The organism is Alkalilimnicola ehrlichii MLHE-1 (assembly GCF_000014785.1).
Lineage (GTDB): Bacteria > Pseudomonadota > Gammaproteobacteria > Nitrococcales > Halorhodospiraceae > Alkalilimnicola > Alkalilimnicola ehrlichii.
Genome location: NC_008340.1, coordinates 945,447 through 963,899, shown reverse-complemented (window position 1 = coordinate 963,899; position 18,453 = coordinate 945,447). Strand labels below are relative to the sequence as shown.

Genomic DNA, 18,453 nt, shown 5'->3' with positions numbered 1-18,453 from the left:
CCGCGGCCAGGACTCGCGCCGCGGGCACAAGGGGCCGAAGCACCGGCTCAGCCGCCGTCGGCGGTGACCACCATGTTGTCCCGGTGAATCAGCTCCGGTTCATCCACGTAGCCCAGGATGGACTGGATCTCCCGGCTGGGCCGCCCGAGGATCTGACGCGCCTCCTTGGCGCTGTAGTTGACCAGCCCCCGGGCCACCTCCCGCCCGTCAGGCGCCAGACAGGCCACCATCTCCCCGCGGGAGAACCGACCCTCCACCCGCGTCACGCCGACCGGCAGCAGGCTGCTCCCCGCCTCGCGCAGCACCCGGGCCGCACCCTCATCCAGCCAGAGCCGGCCGCGCAGCCGCAGATGGCTGGCGAGCCACTGCTTGCGGGCCGCCACCGGCTCGCGCTCTGGGTACAGCAGGGTGCCCAGGCGTTCACCGGCAGCGATACGGGCGAGCACGTCGCGCTCGCGCCCCGAGGCGATCACGGTGATGCACCCCGAGCGGGCCGCGCGAGCCGCCGCCTGCACCTTGGTGAGCATACCGCCCCGCCCCAACGCGCCGCCGCCACTGCCGCAGTACCGCTCCAGCCCCGGATCCTCGGCCGAGGCCTCGCGGATCAGCCGCGCCTCCGGGTGCCTGCGCGGATCCGCATCGTACAGGCCCTCCTGATCGGTCAGGATCACCAGCACGTCCGCCTCCACCAGATTGGCCACCAGCGCCGCAAGGGTGTCGTTATCGCCGAAGCGGATCTCATCGGTGACCACGGTATCGTTCTCGTTCACCACCGGCACCACGCCCAGGCGCAGCAGCTCACGCAGGGTGGTCCGGGCATTCAGGTAGCGGCGGCGGTTGGCCAGGTCATCGTGGGTCAGCAGCACTTGGGCGGTGCGCAACCCTTCGGCACGAAAGCCGCTCTCCCAGGCCTCTACCACCCCCATCTGACCCACCGCAGCGGCGGCCTGCAACTGGTAGAGCGCGTTCGGCCGCTGCGACCAGCCCAGCCGACTCATGCCCTCGGCCACAGCACCGGAGGAGACCAGCGTGGCCTGGCGCCCGCCGCGGCGCAGCCCGACCACTTCGCTCGCCCAGCCCTGGATGGCCCCGCGGGCCACCCCCTGACCATCGCTGGTCACCAGGGCGCTCCCCACCTTCACCACCCACCGGATGGCATGGGGCAGCCGCTCGCGCATACCGCGACTCATTCAGGCCCCTCCTCTTGCCTCTGCTCGCGCCGCGCCCGCTCCCCGGCCTCGCGCGCCTCCTCGTCCATGACCTCCAGCCGGTTCATGACATCCTGAGCCAGTTGCCGGGTGCCGTCGCCGGAGAGCGCCGAGATGCGGTAAACGGGGCCGCCCCATTGCAGTCGCTGGAGCAGATCGTTGACGTGGGCATCGCGGTCCTCCTCCGGCAACAGGTCCAGCTTGTTGAGCACCAGCCAGCGCTCCCGGGCGGCCAGCGACTCACTATAGCGGCCCAGCTCGGCGACGATCTTACGGGCGTCGTCCACCGGATCCTGCGCCGGGTCCAGGGGCACCGCGTCGATGACGTGCAGGACCAGACGGGTACGGCCCAGGTGTTTGAGAAACTGAATGCCCAGGCCGGCGCCCTCCGCCGCCCCCTCAATCAACCCCGGAATGTCCGCCACCACGAAACTGCGCGCCGCCCCGACGCTGACCACCCCGAGGTTGGGGTAAAGGGTGGTGAAGGGGTAATCCGCCACCCGCGGCCGGGCGGAGGAGATGGCCCGGACCAGGGTCGACTTGCCGGCGTTGGGCATACCCAACAGGCCGACGTCCGCGAGCAGGCGCAATTCCAGGTGGAGGTTGCGCCGGTCCGCCTTGGTGCCGGGGGTGTACTGGCGTGGCGCCCGGTTGGTGGAGCTCTTGAAGTGCACATTGCCCAGGCCGCCCTTGCCGCCCCGGGCCACCAGCAGACGCTGCCCGTGCTCCAGCAGCTCGCCGATCAGCTCCCCGGTGTCGGCATCACTCACCAGCGTACCCACCGGGACGGCAATCTCCCGGTCCTGCCCGCTCTTGCCGTAGCGCTGCTTGCCCATGCCGTTCTCGCCCCGCTGGGCGGTGAATTTCCGCTCGTGGCGGAAGTCGGCCAGAGTATTCAGCCCCTCATCGGCCCGCAGCCAGACGCTGCCCCCATGGCCACCGTCGCCGCCATCGGGCCCGCCGCGGGGGATGTACTTTTCACGACGGAAGCTGGCGCAGCCGTCCCCGCCATCGCCCCCCTCGACCCGGATAGTCACTTCATCGACAAACTTCATGGCGGTTTAGCCCTTCCGCATACAAGAAAAGCCCCGTGCGCACACACGAGGCTTTCCGGAAACTCACGCAGGCCGGGATGGCCCGGGCGTGGTGTTTACTGCACGGTGCGCACGCTGACGTAGCGGCGGTTGCGCGGGCCCTTGCGCTCGAAGACCACCTGACCGTCCGCCTTCGCGAACAGGGTGTGGTCCTTGCCCAGACCGACGTTCTCACCGGCGTGGAAGTGCGTGCCACGCTGGCGCACCAGGATGTTGCCGGCCAGCACGTTCTGACCGCCAAAGCGCTTCACGCCAAGACGCTTACTCTCTGAATCGCGGCCGTTACGAGTGCTGCCGCCTGCCTTCTTGTGTGCCATGAGTGCTGAACCTCCCGAATCAGCCGGCGGAGATGCCGGTGATCTTGACCTCGGTGAACTGCTGCCGATGACCGGCGAAGCGGCGATACTGCTTGCGGCGCTTGAACTTCTGGATCTCGATCTTGCGGGCACGGCCCTGACCCAGCACCTCGGCGGTCACCTTGCCGCCCTCCACGGTGGGCGCGCCGACCTTGACGTCGTCGCCCTCGCCGACCATCAGAACCTGGTCGAACTCCACGGAAGCGCCCGCCTCACCGGCGAGCTTCTCGACGCGCAGGACGTCTCCCTCGGAGACCTTGTACTGCTTGCCTCCGGTCTTGATAACGGCGTACATGACCCGTTCTCCGTTAGTGAATCTGTTGGCTGGTGTTCGCTTGCCACTCCGCTGATACCGGGTGACCGGCCGCCTTCTCCCGGCTGGACACCCGGGCCGCGACCTGCAGCGGATTCAAGAGCGCGGATTCTACCTGCCCCGCCGGGGGGCGTCAATTCTGCCGGGCCTGCTGTTCCCGGTAGGCGCCCATGTCGATTCAGCCGATCTGTGGGGTCAACTGGCAGCATAGTTGGCGCCAGGGGTAGTTGATTGGGTGGGAAGCCTATCAATACCACTGAGAGCCCTAGCTGGCTCTTCAGGCAGCTGATCCGCTTGTGGTTCCACCACCAGTCATCCGACTTGTAAAACTCGCGGTCCTGCCGACCCTCGTGCTGGACCAGTTCGGCATCCTCCACCACCCTCTGATGGGAGTCGATATGGACAGGAACAGGACGCCGCAACCAGATCGAGGCCTGCACTACCAAGCCTCGCCTCCTGCAAACTAATCTCTTCGTCTGGGTCAACGTGAAGTAACCCTGCGAGTTCACCGGCCAAATTGTAAATCGCCAAGCCCACCAGCACGCGAGAGATGGCCGGCCCGTCGACCACTACCCTCACCCGCTCTGCGGTCTTGACCAGACGGAGCTGGGCGACGTGGGAGCTTCGGGGTGCCCCACGGGCAGGACAAACACCAGCGCATGCCCCGCCGCGCGCCGGAAGACGCTGTCCTGCTCGGCGCTCATGCGGGTCCGGCAGGGGTACCGCGACGATGCCGTCATTTCGGCGGCCGGCCCCGTGAAGTCGCTGGTGAAGCCCTCGGGGGCATCGAGCATCAGTTCGATGCCCAGGTCGCGCCGACGCCGGTGCTGCATGGCTAGTTGATCCGGATGGGGGGCAGGGTGAGATCGGGGAACGGGCGATAGTACAGGGTGCCGGTAAGGGAGCTCAGCCGGTCGCCGTCCCGGGTGTCGTGGTAGATGAATCGGTAGACGGGGCCGTCGGGCGCCTCCGCCCCACCGATGTCGAGTAGGCCGTGCCATGCAGGACGGCCATGGCGCCTTGGTCCATGGCCTTACTCCTTTGCCGCCGCATACCTTTTACAGGCCCGCTCTGGGCTGGGCAGCCTGGAGCAGCGTAACGGTTGGTGTCTGGCTCATGGCGCCGGCTCAGGCCGCGCTGGCCGCAAATGGCAGTGTGCGATAAGCCGTACCTGGGGAGGGCTCTACCTCGACCCCAAAGCGTTTCTCGATATTGCCCATCTTGATGAACTTCTCGCCGCGCTGGTAGGCCGCGCGTAGCTGTTCGCCGAGTTCAGTGAGTTCGCGCGAAGGTCGGGCCCACTGGTCCCGGGGAAGGGGCCTGGACCACCCCGCCAGCCAGCCCTTGGGCACCGCCTTGGGCAGCACATGCTTCATGCGGTACTCGGTGTACCAGTGGGCGAAGCGTGCATGATTCCACCACTGCTCGCGCCGAAAGCGCCGCCAGCGGGCCTTGTCGTGGGTGCGTTCGCACTCGGCCTTTTCCCGGGCCACGTAGGCGTCGTACCACTCGAGGCCCCACTCCCGGGCGGAAGAGGTGATGGCCTCGGGCCCCTCCTCCATGAAGCGGCGGATGTACTCCCACTGGGCCAGCGCGCCCGGGAGGCCGCCGACCCCGACGATGATGCCGGCCCCGGGCAGGGTATAGCCGGGTCGTTCCGGATCGGGCGGCATCAGAGCGAAGTTCCAGCCGAAGCCGGTGACCGCCCCGGCGCTGAGGTTTGGGTTGAAGACCGCCAGGGCGACCACGTCCTCCCAGGGGACCAGCACCGTCTGGCGTTGTTGGCCGACGAGCTTGCGGCAGAAGTCATGGAAATAGGGATAGAGAGGCAGGAAGGCCAGGGAGGCGATATGCAGGAGCAGCATCATGAGAGGAAATGCCGCCTCAACGTCAGGGCGGAAAAACTCCACAGAATCCCATATTGCAAAAAATCCGGTGAGCATGGCAATGGTGCCGGCCGTGGACGCCAACCACATGTTAGTTGGGTCGGGTAACCAAATGCTCTGTCCCCGGCTCTCCACCACGAAGGCCACCTCGCGGCGTTGGCGATGCAGGCGAATGGGTGGGATGCGCCTCAGTATGACATCGGGATAGAGAATGCCGATGAAGAAGGGAAACAGCGCAATTCCGTAAGTAACCCCCACTCCTGCTACTACCAGTTCGAAGGGAAGGGATCCCTTGTACACGGCACTCAGCAAGAAAACGAGGGCCAGTCCTGCCAAAAAAGTCATGAGCCCACTGGCAATATGCCCCGTAACCAGGAGACTCTCGGGGGTGGCGCCCTGGCGCAGGTCCATCGTGACCTCGTCGTGGCGCACGTCGATGTGAGCCACGTCCACGCCGTGTTCGCTGTCGATGGGCAGGGGCAGAGGGCTCAGGCAGTACTGCTCGCCGCCGGCGCGGCTTTCGCGCTCGCCGGCGCGCATAGGGGGTAACGTATCGTCGATGGTTGATCTGGGCATGGAGGTCCTGTCCCTTGTTGTCACGGCCAGGGCGTCAGGGGCATGTCCGGCCAGTTGCCCACTTGGTACCGCGTGAGGAAACGATCGCCGAGGGCGGAGATCTCCCTCCACTCATCGGAGAGCGATGTGCCGCGGCGATGCAACTGGAAGACCCGGGTGGTGGATGCTTCGGGGCCCTTCGTGCGGATGACGAGGCGGAACTCGTGGCATTCGGCCAATGTTTCGGGATCGAAATGGTAGTGCAGGGCATAGCTCGAGCCCCGGGTTTCGAGCTCGGCATGTTCGAGAAAGTCTCGGGTCATTTCCTTGAGGCGAGGGGTGACGCCCCAGAGGCCCAGCGCGAGGTTTTCCGCATTGGGGGCGTCAAGCCCGGGCAAGCCAATGCGTATGGCGAGGTCGGTGCCTGCCGGCCCGGGCCCCGGGCCGCCATGGGGCTCGGCCTGCCCCTGCCGTTCCACCGTGAGATCGGTATCGCCAAGTCGGGCCAGTTCCCGCTCGTGGGCCTCGCGATCCCAGCCCTGATCTTCTCGCCCCCAGTGACTGCGCTGGCACCAGCGCTGCACAGGGCTCAACGAGAAGCGATTGGCCAGCACCTCGCCGATGATCAGCAGGGCGGTGCCAACCGCCACCACCCAGCCGGCGGGGCCGGCGAATTTGAGCAGCAGCAGTCGCCAGGCGACGGCCGGCTTGCCCAGGGTTCGACCGACCATACTCATGATGCCGATTGATAGGCCACCCAGGGCGACTCCGGCCGCGCCCGTAAAGGCAACCTGTGAGGCCAGTCGCTCGGCGTCGGTGTCTGCGCGGTCGATACGCCGAGATTGCTTGAAAACCTCGAGAGCACCTGAAAGGCCACCCAATAGGGCCACGGCCCCCATCGCCCCATTGGCTACCCTGGCCCAGCGCTCCAGTTGCGCCGGGCTGCCGGCGGCCGCACGGGTCTCGGCCAGGGCGTCGAATGCCTCGCCCAGCAGGCGCTTGTGCCGGTTGATGTCTGCCTGGGCCTCCCGGATCTTGCGCGCGTTGAATTGGTCGGCCGCCCGGCGGTGGGCCTGGCGGGTACCGCGCCTTGACGCGCGCGCCATCTCCTGCTGGCGTTTCCGCCGGAGTTGCTCGAGCTCCCGCTCCAGCGCGGTCAGCCGGGTCATGGCCGTATCGGTGTCGTCCAGCGCCTGCTGGATGCGGCCCAGTACCGATTGATCGGGAATGTCCCAGCCCAGCTCCAGCAGGCCCAGCCGTTCCGCGAACATCAGCCGTTGCCCATCGGGCAAGCGCGAAGCCAGGGTAGTGATGCGCTGCCCCAGGTCGACATCCTGTACGTCATCGAGCAACGTCCCGAGCACCGCCTGCCCCAGCAGCTTCTCCTTGATTTGCACTTCGCCCGCGATGGCGGTTCGGGCTTCGTCGGAGAGGCCCTCGACGCTGCGAAAGCGCAGCCCGGTCTGATGTTCAACCTCGCCCCGCCACTGCTGGTAGCGGCTGAGTGCGCCCTGGGCGCCCATCAGTGCGGACGCCTGGGTGAGCGCTTTCTGGAGGCCAGTGTTTTGGGAAAGGAATCCCTCCACGAAGGACGCGGTGGGGACGTAATGCATCAGGTGTGCCGGTACCGGGTCGTCGCCGGCGTAGTAGCTCGACAGGAAGTCCTCCTGCCCGCAGGCCAGCAGGGTCTCGACGGCCTGCTTTTCCAGCAGGCAGGTCAGCAGGATGTGATGCTCCTCTTCGCGGTCGAGCAGCAGGGCCTGGGTGTGCCAGGTGGGCAGTATGGCGGCCAGGTCGGCCCCGATACGGTGATACTCGCTCTGCCACTGCGCCTGCATCGGGGTGGCATAGGCCAGGAAGTCTTCCATCGCCTGCCGGCGGATCACGTCGACGATGCCGTTGGGCGCCAGCGCCCCGCCAATGAAGCCCGTGTGGCCGCCTGAACGGGCAGTGACCTGCTCTATGGCTTCGCGATGCTGCGAATAGAGCTCGGCGGGCGACTCCAGGTCGTTACGCTCGGCGTCACCGGCTTCGCCCGGCCACTCAGGCATATGGGCGTCGCCTGCATTGGCAATGTGAGGCGCCAGGTTCAACGACATCAGGCCTTCGATGGTTCGTGCGGAGAAGAGCGACGCTGGGTGTGGGGATGGAGGGTTTGCGAGGCGTCGGGGTGCAGGCCCTGGTCGCGCTCAATGTCGTAAAGTCGGGAGGTGGGGCCGTCGGCGCGGCAGCGTTCGCGCACGAGGGGGTGCCACTGGCTGCGTGCGGCCCGGCGCTGGGCGAGCTGCCAGACAAAGTCACGCAGGACGAGGGCGGGCAGCATGACGGCCTGGAAGGCATTGGTGAACCACTTTTCATCCCGGGTCATGACGCCCATGTTGACGAACTCGCGGTGGAGTTCGATGTCGATCTTGCCCGTGCGATTGCGCTGGGCGAAGCGCTTGCGCACCGCCTGGCGGGTGGATTCGGGGGTGTTTCGGCCCTGCTCGTCGAACCAGGGGCCGTTTTCCATGTAACAGCGCAGGTACTCCCAGAGCATGGCCTGGGTTTGGGCGGTGTGGCCCATGGGGAGGTTGAGGTTGACGGCGATGACCTCGTCGGGCTGCTGGAAGCGCTGGAGGAGGATCTGCAGCGGGGTGAGCCGGTTGACGCCGGCATGGTGGGTGACCTGGCGGGTTTCCTGCAGCCACGCGACGGCCTCGTCCCAGGGGGTGTGGTAGAGCTTTTTGCCGTCCTGGAAGTAGACCTCGCGGGTGCGGCGATTGAAGCGCAGGGGCAGGGCCGCGGGCCAGAAAACCTCGAGCAGGAAGAAGAAGAGGGTGACGCCGGCCATGGCACCGATGAACTTGAAAACAAAGACCACCCCCTCCCAGTCCTGAAAGAGAATCGGTAACATCAGTAAGAACATCAAAAGCGAGATCAATCCCCACATGCCGGTCCACAGGCCCCTTGAGCTGCCGGTGGAAAGGTCGAGGTAGTGCTCGGTCTGGTCCTGGACATCGCCGGCCTGCATGGGCTGAGCGGCGGCGCGCCGGTCGGGGCGCAGGGTGATGACCTCGTCGGCCAGCCCGATATTGCGGGAGAGATCGGCGAAGAACCGGCGTAGGTGCTGCATGGCTAGTTGATCCGGATGGGAGGCAGGGTGAGATCGGGGAACGGGCGATAGTACAGGGTGCCGGAAAGGGAGCTCAGCCGGTCGCCTTCCCGGGTGTTGTGGTAGATGAGTCGGTAGACGGGGCCGTCGGGCGCCTCCGCCCCGCCGATGTCGAGGTCGAGATCCTTTTCGGTGATGGTCCGGCTGCGTTCGTCATGCCGGACCAGCCCGGTGCGCCAGCGCTCGGTGGCCTCCAGGGTGAACATGCCCGGGAAGGGCGTGGCGCCGGGGAAGGTGACCAGCAGGACACGGTAGTGGTAGACATCGCCGGAGCGGGGGTTACGGGCCTGGCGGGCCTCCAGCCGGATGCGTGGCTGGTAGAGCAGCCGGTAGAGGTGGCCGAGTTCCTCGTCCAGGTCGCCGGCCCAGTCGGCCGGGTGGGTGCCGAAGCGGGTACGGCGCAGCCAGTGTTCCAGTTCGTTGTCGCGGGTGAAGCGCAGGCTGACCGCGCCGGCGACGATGACCAGCGTCAGGGCGAGGATCACGGCCGGTGCGATCCGGGCCCGGGCGGCGGTGCGCGCGGCCTGGGTGGACCGGCCCACGAGCAGGGCTTGCCGGGCCTGGCGGTAGGTGTGGAAGGCGTGGGCGCCGGCGGCGGTCTGGCCGGCGGCGGCCGTGGCCATGCCGGCCTGGATGGTGCCCGATCGGCGATCCCCCTGGCGGACGCTCTCCCAGGCGCCGTAGCCGAAGTAGACGGCGTCGAAGACCGCAGTGATCGACAGAGTCAGGTTGGTGGCCTGACCCCAGAGGAGGTAGCGGTCGAAGGCGCCCCGCCAGCCGGCGGACAGGCCCTGGCGGGCAAGGATGTCGTCGGAGCGGATCTGCGCGAAGTGCTGAATGGTGGCGGCGGTGGCGCTGATGGTGCCGGATACGCCCCCAGCCGCCGCTGTTGCGGTCTGTACGGAACGATCACCGGCGGCCAATTGGCTGCCCGCATGAACCACCACCAACCCATTCATCAGCACCAGCAGGCTTTTCAGCGGGGCCTCCTGCAGGGCGCGCTGCAGGAAGGGGTTGCCCTCGGCGGAAGAAGCGCCCTCCGCGACCACGCGGATGGTGATGACCTGCCGGGCGTCGAGCTCGGGCAGCAGGTCGGGGCGCATCTGGTACAGGGGCGACGGGGCGCCGGCGGCGCGGGCGCTGGGTTCGTTCATCCAGTCCAACAGGGCGCGCGCGGCGACCGACTCCACTTTCAGGCGCTGCCGGCTGCGCGCCAGCGCGGCGGCGAGATAGCCGGCGATCAGGGTCCGGTGGGCGGAGGTGGCGCCCTGTTCCCGGAGAATGGGCCCAATGGTGGTGGCGAGCACGAGGAACAGCCCCTCGCGGGCCGTGGCCAGGCCGTGGCCCAGCTGTCCGGCCAGGTGGTTGAGGCTGTGGGCCCAGGTTTCCCAGTCCTGGGCCTGCAGGGACTCGCTGACCCCGACCAGGCGCTGGACATCGGCCAGTTGCACCGGTTCTAACCGCCCCAACAGTGCCGTCCACAGGGAGTGGCCGCCGGGCATGACCGGGGGGCCGGTATCGGGATCCAGCAGGTTGGTGGCCAGGGTGGCACCGGTTTCGTATTGGGTGACACCGCCCAGGGCCGCGCTCCAGAGGGTTTCCATCGCCTCGTGGTGTTCGTCAAGCGAGGGGTCGAAGTGGCTCTGGGCGGAGGCCATGGACTCGGGGCCTTCGCCCCCCCAGAGGGTGCCCATCCAGCGCGCCCAGTCGGCGGCCAGGGTATCGAGGTTCTCCTCGATGGCCCTAATTTCCCGCCCATGGTGGTGAATGGCCTGCTCGAGGCGGTCGCGGTCGGCCAGCCGCGGGAGTCGCCCGCGAAAGCCCTCGCCCTGACGGTCCAGGGCCAGGATGTTCTCGGCCAGAATGCGTTCCTCGCCTTCGTTGGCGAGCCAGTCGGCGCGCTGCGCCTGGCCCTGGCGCACCAGGTGGGCCAGTTCGATGACCACCCCCCAGGGGTCGTCCACCAGCACGGTGGCGTGCTGCTCGGCATCGTCCACCGCACGCTTGATGTCCTCCCATACGGGCAGGGTGGCGGGCTGCTCGATACTCCAGTGGAAGTCCCTTTCGTCAAACTCGCCGAGTTCAGGGATCTCGTTCGACCAGGCATCGGCGCTGCTGGCTGGCCCCTGGCCGGGCACGAATTCGCGCATCACGGCCCGGCGCCTGCCGTCGTCTCGCCCGATGGCGGTGAACTGCTCATCGCTCCAGCGCACCGGGGACCAGGCGATGGCGGCCGTCTCGCCCGCCGGTACGTAGATGCAGACCCTGGCGGTGGGCCCGATGGGGGCGCCGGCCCGATCGGTCTCCTCCAGCGCGCTGCCGCGCACCCGGTATTCGACCAGCCGTTGCTGGCTGTCTAACCAGACGTAACACCAGCCATTGCGAAGGGGCCGGGCGACGTAACGCAGCGGAGCCGCCTCGTCCGGAGACCCCTGGCTCTCGGTGACCGGCCGGCCTTGCAACGGTGGCAGGTCGAAGTCCTCCAGGAAGGGGCTGGACACCCCGTTGACCCCGATGGCGTACCGGACGGGGACGATGGCGGCGAGCAAGGGGCACTGGGCGATGGTCATGACGCCGCCCCTCCGGCAATACGTTGCGCTTGCCCCTCGCTGATGACGAATTCACCGGTGTCCGCACCCTCCCGCGCCTCGTCCACGGGGGACCAGACGGCTTGTCGTGGGTGGAAACGCACGCCGGAAAGACCCTGCCAGAACCCTTCAGGGAGCGCCCTGTCCCCATGCGCTCTGCTCATGACCCGGGCATCGGCGAACCGGAACCAGAATCGCCGCCCGTCCGGCGCCAGGAAAAACAGCCGACGCCGCCAGAAGGCCGCAACCTCCTCGTCCGATCGGTCACTCTGAAAGACCCAGGCGTGGCGTGCGGGCAGCTCGTTTGCACGCCACTGCGCCATCAGGTGGCTGCCCGCTCCTGCGCGCACGAGCAAAGGCCCAGAGTCGGCGATCGCCGCGTAGTCCGTCCCATGCAGGACGGCCATCGCGCCGCTGCCGCCGGCGTCGTCTCTGAAGATGGCGGGCAATGCCCCGGGGTTGATCGCCCCATCGATCATCATCCATGCGCCGTGATCCATGGCTATTCTCCCTTGCCGCTACATACCTCGCACAGGCCCGCCCCGGACTGGGCGGCCTGGTGCAGGAGGAACCTCTGCTTGAGCACCGCCGAAGGTCCCGGCTTAGCGGAGCCATCGGCCTCCGCCGCCATGACCCGCCCGGGCAACAGGGGCGTTGCCGTGCGTTGGCCCGATCCCGAGCCCGGGCGACCACCGGAGTTCATGCGGATGCCGGGGCCGCTGAGGGTGATGCCCGAGGGATCGACCTTGATGAAACTGCCGCCCGCCTGGAGGGTGATCTCGGCGCCGGCGTCGATGACCGCCTTGTGCCCCGACTTGACGTGCAGTTCCCGGCCGCATTCGCTTAGCCAGGCCTCACCGGCTTTGAGATGCAGGGTGCCCTCCACGCTGAGATGCTGATCCCCACCGGTGCGCTCGCGCCGCTCGCCCTGCACGGTGAGGTGCTCGTCGCCGTGGATCTCCGCGAGCCGGTCGCCGTGGACGCCCAGGTGGCTGTGCCGGCCGATGGTCTCGGAGCGGTCGTTGCGGGTGTGCAGGTCGAGATCGCGCTGGGCGTGCAGGTGGATGCGCTCGGCCTCGCGGGCATCCTCGAAGTGCAGTTCGTTGTAGCCCTCACCGTCCTGGCTGCGGCTGCGCAGCACGCTGCGGGTCTTGTGCTCGGGCAGCGGATAGGGCGGGGTGTTGTGGCCATCGTAGACCCGGCCGGTGATCACCGGCTGATCCGGATCGCCGGCCATGAAGTCGACGATCACCGCATGGCCCACCCGGGGCAGGAACAGCCCGCCGTAGCCGGGCCCGGCCCAGGGCTGGGCGACGCGCAGCCAGGCGCTGGCGTGCTCGTCATCGGCGGCGTAGCGGTCCCAGGGGAAACGGACCTTGACCCGGCCGTGCTCATCGCAGTGGATCGCCTCCCCCTCGGGGCCCACCACCCGGGCGATCTGCGGGCCCTCCATGCGCGGGCCGGCGTCCGGGTCGTGGGGCGGGCGCCAGTCGGTGTCGGCGGGCACGAGGGTGAGCCGGTTGTTCAGCCGGGCCACGCCTGCCTCGTTCTCGCCCTGCCCCTCGGCGGCCAGCAGGATCGCGTCCTCTTCCAGCGCGGCGGGCTGGCGGGCGGTGTGGCGGGCGCCGACCACCTGCCAGTCCCGGCGCCGTTCGCCGGCGTCGTGGCCATCCAGGGTGAAGCGCACGCCGGGGCGCAGCTCGGCGATATCGCTCTCGGCCTCGGCGGTGTGGGCGTCGGCACGCAACTGGCCGAGCCGGACCCGGGTGAAGGCCCGGCCGCTGGCCTCGCTCTTAAACCGGCCGGGGTGGTCGTAGTGCTCGTAGGGGGTGGCGCCCGACTCGGCCCCCTCCGCCTCATGGGCGTGGATCAGCCGCCGCCGGGGGGTGCGGAAATGGCGATCCTCCAGGGTGGCGCGCTGCGCGCGCACCCGGTGGGCCTCGCGCAGGGTGTGCACATGGCGGGCCTCGGCTACGCCGCCGGCGCGGGGGCGGTAGACCCATTCGCCCGCATGCCCCAACCCCCGATGGGTATCGGTGAACACCGGGCGGTGGCCGCCCTCGGGGGTGTCGTCGAACTCGTGGAAGTAGACGATGCCCAACTCGGCGGCAAGCCGCTGGACAAAGGCCAGGTCGCTCTCCCGGTACTGCACCAGGTACTCGCGGGTCTCGGGGCGGTGGCGGACGGCGAAGGCGGCGTCGGTGATGCCATGTTCCGAAAGCAGGGTGTGGAGGACATCCAGCAGGCAGGCGTGCTGGAAGATGCGGCAGTTTCGGCGCAGGGAGAGCCGCCAGAGGGCGGGGCGGACGACCAGCTGGTAGGCGGTGCGCCGGGCGCCGGTGCGGCCGCGCTGGAACTCGGTGACCACGCCGTGGACCCGGCGGGTGACGCGGCCGGCCTGATGGATCACCAGGGCCAGGCCCTGCTCAAGCCAGTCGTCGGGGGCGAGATCGGGTGAGGGGTGGACCAGGTCCAGGGTCAGGGTGAAGGGCCGGGAGAGGTGCTCATCCAGGGTGAACCCGGTGACCCGGGGCAGGTCGGCCTCCGCCACGCCGGGGCGCGAGAGGGCGAGGTACAGTCCGTTGTCCGTAGGCATGGCCAGTCCGTTGGCATGGGAATCCGTAGTCGATTAGCCTAGGGGGGTGCCTTTTGGCTTGTCAAGGCATCGACCGCCCGGCATCTCCCCTTCCTGCTGACGCATTGGGATGAGCGTTGAGCTGTCGACACAACCGCCTCCGTCACCGGCAGCAGATCCGCATCCTGATTGCGTTGCCCGGATCGCTGCACGCCGGCGCACGGCGCTTTACAGTCTCCCTGGCACCACTGCAAACTGGATTCCTTACCGATTTCCGCGGGTGAGGCAGGCGGCGTATGGATATCGAATCGCTGGAAGTCAGACAGCACCTGGCCCGCTTTCCCCCCTTCGATGCCCTGTCGGACGAGCTGCTCGACGCGGTGGCGGATACGGTGGAGGTGGCCTACTTCAAGTCCGGCACCGATATCCTCAAGCTGGACCAGGAGATCAACGACCTGCACTACATCCGCAGCGGGGCGGTGGATATCTACCGCCGTAACGGCACCCTCTACGACCGCCTGAGCGAGGGGGATATCTTCGGCCATTTCGCCCTGCTGCGAAACCAACGGGTACGCTTTCCGGCCAAGGCCATCGAAGACACCCTGATCTATTACATCCCGCGCACCACCTTCGACCGTCTGTGCGAGGCGGACGAACAGTTTGCCGATTTCGTGGAACTGGAGAAACCGCGGCTTGAGACCACGGTCGAGAAGACGTTCGATCACGCCAGCCTCACCACCCGGGTACGCAAGCTGATTACCCGCAGCCCGCTGATGCTGAATGAGTCCACCCCGGTGCAGGAGGCGGCCCGGCTCATACGAGACAGCCAGAACCCCTCGGTGCTTGTCCTGGGAGCGCCCGACGATGACCCGGAGCAGTTGACCGTGGAGCGTGGCGGGGAGCGACGGCGGCTGGTGGGCCTGGTCACCGACAGCGACTTTCGCAACCGGGTGGTGGCGGAGGGGCTGCCGCCGGAGACGCCGGTGGGCGAGGTGGCCAGCCGTGACCTGATCACCATCCAGTCGGATGAGACCGTGCAGGAAGCCACCCTGAGCATGCTGCGCAATAACATCCACCACCTACCGGTGCTCCACCGCCGCCGGCCGGTCGGCCTGCTGCACCTGTCGGACATCCTCCGCCACGAGACCCACAGCAGCCTCTACCTGGTGGACAGCATCTACCGGGCGCGCAGCGTCAAGCACCTGATCCGCCTGCGCCGCGACGCCCGCGACACCTTCGTCGGCATGGAACGTGAGGGCGCCAACTCACAGATGATTGGCAGCGCCCAGTCCACCATCGGCCGCAGCTTCACCCGCCGCCTGCTGGAGCTGGCCGAGGAGGCCCTGGGTCCGCCGCCGGTGCCCTACTGCTTTATGGTCCTGGGCTCCATGGCCCGGCACGAGCAGACCATCGTCACCGACCAGGACAACGCGCTGATCCTGGACGACCGATTCGACCCGGAGCAACACGACGACTACTTCGCCGAGCTGGCCAAACAGGTCTCCGACGGTTTGGCGGAGCTGGGCTATACCTATTGCAAGGGCGGCATCATGGCCACCAACCCCCAGTGGCGCCAGCCGCTGCGAGTGTGGAAGGAGTACTTTCGCGACTGGATCCTGCAGCCCACGCCGGAGCGGCTGCTGCACAGCTCGATCTTCTTCGATCTGGAGAGCTGCTATGGCGAGGAGGTGTTCGTCGAGCAGCTGCAGGACCTCGCCGCCAATCTTGCACCGCGCCATAGTCGCTTTCTCGCCGCCCTCGCCCGTAACGCCCTCAACCGCACGCCGCCGCTGGGCTTCTGGCGCGATTTCGTGATGGAGAAGGACGGCAAACAGAACAACATCATCAATCTCAAGGGACGGGGTACGGCCCCCATGGTGGACCTGGTGCGGGTGCACGCCCTCGCCTGCGGCTCCACCGCCCAGAACACCTTTGATCGGTTAGACGACATCAGCAAGACGACGCTGCTGCCCAAGGGGGTGGGCGAGAAGCTGCGCTACGCCTTCGAGTTCATGTCCATGGTGCGCATCCGGCATCAGGTGGCCGACATCCAGAACGATCGTCCGCCGGACAATTACATCGAGCCGGAGAACCTCTCCGACACCGAGCGCCACAACCTCAAGGACGCCTTCCAGGTCCTGAGCAATGCCCAGCGCTTCCTGCGTTTCCGCTACCCCATGCCCTAGTCCAGGCCGCCGTATGCTCTCTTGGCGACGAAACACCACCCCGGCCACACAGTGGCCAGCCTACTTGGCCGATCGAGCCAGACAGGCCCGCGATCCGCGGCTGCAACGCTACTTTCAGGGCTGGGACCTGACGCCGAATACGCCAATCGGCGAGGCCCCCCTGGTGGCGCTGGACATGGAGACCACCGGTCTCGATCCGGACCGCCATGCCATCGTCAGTATTGGCTTGGTGCCCTTCGACCTGCAGCGCATCCGGCTACCCGACCGCCGCCACTGGTTGCTGCAGCCACCCCGCCCGCTGCTCAGCGAATCCATCACCCTGCACGGCATCACCCACTCGGACCTGGCCAACGCACCCGATCTTTCGGAGGTGTTGGATGAGCTGCTGGAGGCCTTGGCCGGTCGACAGCCGGTGGTCCACTACCGCAATATTGAACGCCCCTTTCTGGACACAGCCGTGCGCGCCCGCGTGGGCGAGGGCCTCCTGTTCCCGGTGATCGACACCATGGAGCTGGAGGCGCGACGGCACCGGCAGTCGGGCTGGTCGCGGCTGAAACGGTTCCTCGGCCAGAATCCGGTGCCTATCCGGCTGCACGACAGCCGCCTGCGCTACGGCCTACCGGCCTACCACTCGCACCATGCGGTGAACGACGCCCTGGCCACGGCCGAGCTGTTTCAGGCACAGGTCGGCCGGCTCTACTCGCCGGAGACGTCGCTCGGCCAGCTCTGGTGCTGACAGGCCCTATGGCCGCCCCTCGCTCATTAAAAAGGGGCGACCCGCCGGTGGCGGGCCGCCCCTGACAGACAGGCCTGCAAGCAGGCCCCAGCCCGTTTACCGGCTGGGCTCCTTCTGCCCCTCCTCCGGCTCCGGGAGACCCCGGGGCTCGGACATCAGGCCCTTGAAGATGGCATAGCAGCCCACCAGCAGGACCAGCGTGAAGGGCAGACCGGTGGAGATGGCCATGGCCTGCAGGGCCGCCAGCCCGCCACCGATCAGCAGGGCGATGGCGATCAGCCCCTCGATGATGGCCCAGAACACCCGCTGCGGCTTGGGCGCATCCACCTTGCCACCGGAGGTGATGGTGTCGATCACCAGCGAACCGGAATCGGACGAGGTAATGAAGAAGACCACCACCAACAAGATGCCCACGAACGAGGTGATCTGCGCCAACGGCAGTTCGCCGAGCATGACGAAGAGCTGGAGTTCCAGTGCCGCCTCGCGCACGCCCTCAAAGCCCTGGTTGACCACCTGATCGATGGCGGTGGCACCAAAGGCGGTCATCCAAAGCACGGAGACCATGGACGGCACCAGCAGGACCGCGATCAGGAACTCACGGACCGAGCGACCGCGGCTCACGCGGGCGATGAACATGCCGACAAAGGGTGACCAGCTGATCCACCAGGCCCAGTAGAAGGCCGTCCAGCCCTCGGTGAAGTTGCTGTCCTCGCGCCCGAAGGGCATGGACAGCGCCGGCAGGTTGACCAGGTAGGCCATCAGGTTCTGGAACACCCCGGTAAATATCAGGAGTGTCGGCCCGACGAAGATGACGAAGAACATCAACAGGCCCGCGACGAACATGTTGATCTCGGAGAGACGCTTAACGCCCTTGTCCACCCCCGCCACGATCGAGACGATGGCCACGGCCGTGATCCCCAGGATCAGCAGCACCATGGTCAGGTTGCCCTCAGGGATTCCGAACAGGTGGCTGAGCCCTGCGGAGGCCTGCTGTGCGCCCAGCCCCAGGGAGGTGGCCAGGCCGAACAGGGTCGCAAAGACCGCCAACATGTCGATGAGGTGCCCCGGCCAACCCCAGACGCGCTCACCGAGCAGGGGGTAGAAGATGGAGCGCACGGTCAGCGGCAGCCCCTTATTGTAGGCGAAGATGGCCAGTGCCAGGGCCACCACGGCGTAGATCGCCCACGGGTGCAGGCCCCAGTGGAAGATGGTCGCTGCCATCCCCAGCCGGATCGCCGCCTCGGTATTCCCCTCGGCGGCCCCCAGCGGCGCCCAGTCGGTGCGAGCCCCGTCCTCCAGGGCGATGCCGCCCATGGCAGTGCCGAAGTGACTGATGGGCTCGGAGACGGCGAAGAACATCAGCCCTATGCCCATACCCGCGGCGAAGAGCATGGAGAACCAGCCGAGGTAGGAGAAATCGGGTGTCGCCTCCGCCCCCCCGATACGGACCCGGCCCAGTGGCGAGAAGATCAGGGCGAGACAGACCAGCACAAAGATGTTGCCGGCGAGCAGGAAGAACCAAGCGAGATTACTGGTGAGCCAGACACGGGTGGCCTCGAACAGCGGCGCCACCTCGTCCTGCAGGGCCAGGGTGAGGACCACAAAAAACACGGTGACCAGCGCGGAGATGGCAAAGACCTTGCCGTGAATGTCCAGGTTGAGCCGGATCTGGCCGGTGATGTTGTCCTGGCCAATGACATAATCGGTGTCGATCAGGTTGGCCGGCCCCTCGGGCGCAGGCACGCCCACAGAGGCCATCTCGCCGGAGTTGGTGATTGATTGCTGGTTGTCAGACGGTTGCG

The 18,453-nt window shown here is 67.4% G+C and carries 14 protein-coding genes; 2 read left to right on the top strand and 12 right to left on the bottom strand.

Annotated elements, in window-relative coordinates:
• Positions 1 to 47: 47 nt before the first annotated feature.
• The 11 genes from proB to MLG_RS04335 all read right to left on the bottom strand — a co-directional run bounded on the left by proB (position 48) and on the right by MLG_RS04335 (position 13,750).
• Positions 48 to 1,190 carry a glutamate 5-kinase gene (gene proB / locus MLG_RS04385; RefSeq protein ID WP_011628597.1) on the bottom strand — a complete coding sequence of 381 codons (1,143 nt, stop codon included), beginning with the start codon at positions 1,188 to 1,190 and terminating at the stop codon, positions 48 to 50.
• On the bottom strand, positions 1,187 to 2,263 hold the full coding sequence (gene cgtA / locus MLG_RS04380; RefSeq protein ID WP_011628596.1) for an Obg family GTPase CgtA: 1,077 nt from the start codon (positions 2,261 to 2,263) through the stop codon (positions 1,187 to 1,189). Before cgtA ends, proB begins: the two co-directional genes overlap by 4 nt.
• A 95-nt stretch (positions 2,264 to 2,358) precedes the next feature.
• Positions 2,359 to 2,619: a 50S ribosomal protein L27 gene (gene rpmA / locus MLG_RS04375; RefSeq protein ID WP_011628595.1), complete on the bottom strand. Its 261-nt coding sequence runs from the start codon at positions 2,617 to 2,619 to the stop codon at positions 2,359 to 2,361.
• 19 nt (positions 2,620 to 2,638) lie between these two features.
• The gene (gene rplU / locus MLG_RS04370; protein WP_011628594.1) at positions 2,639 to 2,953 is read right to left on the bottom strand and encodes a 50S ribosomal protein L21; all 315 of its coding nucleotides are present in this window, start codon (positions 2,951 to 2,953) and stop codon (positions 2,639 to 2,641) included.
• A gap of 593 nt (positions 2,954 to 3,546) precedes the next feature.
• Positions 3,547 to 3,804 carry a hypothetical protein gene (locus MLG_RS15535; protein ID WP_041717907.1) on the bottom strand — a complete coding sequence of 86 codons (258 nt, stop codon included), beginning with the start codon at positions 3,802 to 3,804 and terminating at the stop codon, positions 3,547 to 3,549.
• Between the two features lie 294 nt (positions 3,805 to 4,098).
• Positions 4,099 to 5,433, bottom strand: a complete 1,335-nt coding sequence (locus MLG_RS04360) for a hypothetical protein (RefSeq protein ID WP_011628592.1) — start codon at positions 5,431 to 5,433, stop codon at positions 4,099 to 4,101.
• A 20-nt stretch (positions 5,434 to 5,453) separates the two neighbouring features.
• Positions 5,454 to 7,463 carry a hypothetical protein gene (locus MLG_RS15655; RefSeq protein ID WP_232209285.1) on the bottom strand — a complete coding sequence of 670 codons (2,010 nt, stop codon included), beginning with the start codon at positions 7,461 to 7,463 and terminating at the stop codon, positions 5,454 to 5,456.
• Between the two features lie 47 nt (positions 7,464 to 7,510).
• Entirely contained in the window at positions 7,511 to 8,527 is a 1,017-nt protein-coding gene (locus MLG_RS04350) for a DUF6708 domain-containing protein (RefSeq protein WP_011628590.1), read from the bottom strand.
• 2 nt (positions 8,528 to 8,529) lie between these two features.
• Entirely contained in the window at positions 8,530 to 11,136 is a 2,607-nt protein-coding gene (locus MLG_RS15830) for a toxin VasX (RefSeq protein ID WP_011628589.1), read from the bottom strand.
• Positions 11,133 to 11,654: a DUF4123 domain-containing protein gene (locus tag MLG_RS04340; protein ID WP_011628588.1), complete on the bottom strand. Its 522-nt coding sequence runs from the start codon at positions 11,652 to 11,654 to the stop codon at positions 11,133 to 11,135. The genes MLG_RS15830 and MLG_RS04340 overlap by 4 nt, the downstream gene beginning before the upstream one ends.
• Before the next feature lie 2 nt (positions 11,655 to 11,656).
• A complete protein-coding gene (locus tag MLG_RS04335) occupies positions 11,657 to 13,750 on the bottom strand; it encodes a type VI secretion system Vgr family protein (protein WP_011628587.1) in 2,094 nt (697 codons plus the stop codon).
• Positions 13,751 to 14,025: 275 nt separating this feature from the next.
• Here MLG_RS04335 and MLG_RS04330 point away from each other — a divergent pair, with 275 nt between their 5' ends.
• A complete protein-coding gene (locus tag MLG_RS04330) occupies positions 14,026 to 15,915 on the top strand; it encodes a putative nucleotidyltransferase substrate binding domain-containing protein (RefSeq protein WP_011628586.1) in 1,890 nt (629 codons plus the stop codon).
• Between the two features lie 13 nt (positions 15,916 to 15,928).
• Positions 15,929 to 16,651 (top strand): 3'-5' exonuclease, encoded by a 723-nt coding sequence (locus MLG_RS04325; protein WP_011628585.1) that lies wholly within the window; start codon positions 15,929 to 15,931, stop codon positions 16,649 to 16,651.
• 96 nt (positions 16,652 to 16,747) lie between these two features.
• Here the strand turns inward: MLG_RS04325 and MLG_RS04320 are convergent, their stop codons facing one another.
• Positions 16,748 to 18,409 carry a BCCT family transporter gene (locus MLG_RS04320; protein WP_049753647.1) on the bottom strand — a complete coding sequence of 554 codons (1,662 nt, stop codon included), beginning with the start codon at positions 18,407 to 18,409 and terminating at the stop codon, positions 16,748 to 16,750.
• Positions 18,410 to 18,453 lie beyond the last annotated feature (44 nt).

Excerpts from the sequence above, each read along its gene's own strand:
- proB (WP_011628597.1), bottom strand. The coding sequence starts at position 1,190 with ATGAGTCGCGGTATGCGCGAGCGGCTGCCCCATGCCATCCGGTGGGTG.
- cgtA (WP_011628596.1), bottom strand. The coding sequence starts at position 2,263 with ATGAAGTTTGTCGATGAAGTGACTATCCGGGTCGAGGGGGGCGATGGC.
- rpmA (WP_011628595.1), bottom strand. The coding sequence starts at position 2,619 with ATGGCACACAAGAAGGCAGGCGGCAGCACTCGTAACGGCCGCGATTCA.
- rplU (WP_011628594.1), bottom strand. The coding sequence starts at position 2,953 with ATGTACGCCGTTATCAAGACCGGAGGCAAGCAGTACAAGGTCTCCGAG.
- MLG_RS15535 (WP_041717907.1), bottom strand. The coding sequence starts at position 3,804 with ATGCAGCACCGGCGTCGGCGCGACCTGGGCATCGAACTGATGCTCGAT.
- MLG_RS04360 (WP_011628592.1), bottom strand. The coding sequence starts at position 5,433 with ATGCCCAGATCAACCATCGACGATACGTTACCCCCTATGCGCGCCGGC.
- MLG_RS15655 (WP_232209285.1), bottom strand. The coding sequence starts at position 7,463 with ATGCCTGAGTGGCCGGGCGAAGCCGGTGACGCCGAGCGTAACGACCTG.
- MLG_RS04350 (WP_011628590.1), bottom strand. The coding sequence starts at position 8,527 with ATGCAGCACCTACGCCGGTTCTTCGCCGATCTCTCCCGCAATATCGGG.
- MLG_RS15830 (WP_011628589.1), bottom strand. The coding sequence starts at position 11,136 with ATGACCATCGCCCAGTGCCCCTTGCTCGCCGCCATCGTCCCCGTCCGG.
- MLG_RS04340 (WP_011628588.1), bottom strand. The coding sequence starts at position 11,654 with ATGGATCACGGCGCATGGATGATGATCGATGGGGCGATCAACCCCGGG.
- MLG_RS04335 (WP_011628587.1), bottom strand. The coding sequence starts at position 13,750 with ATGCCTACGGACAACGGACTGTACCTCGCCCTCTCGCGCCCCGGCGTG.
- MLG_RS04330 (WP_011628586.1), top strand. The coding sequence starts at position 14,026 with ATGGATATCGAATCGCTGGAAGTCAGACAGCACCTGGCCCGCTTTCCC.
- MLG_RS04325 (WP_011628585.1), top strand. The coding sequence starts at position 15,929 with ATGCTCTCTTGGCGACGAAACACCACCCCGGCCACACAGTGGCCAGCC.
- MLG_RS04320 (WP_049753647.1), bottom strand. The coding sequence starts at position 18,409 with ATGGCCTCTGTGGGCGTGCCTGCGCCCGAGGGGCCGGCCAACCTGATC.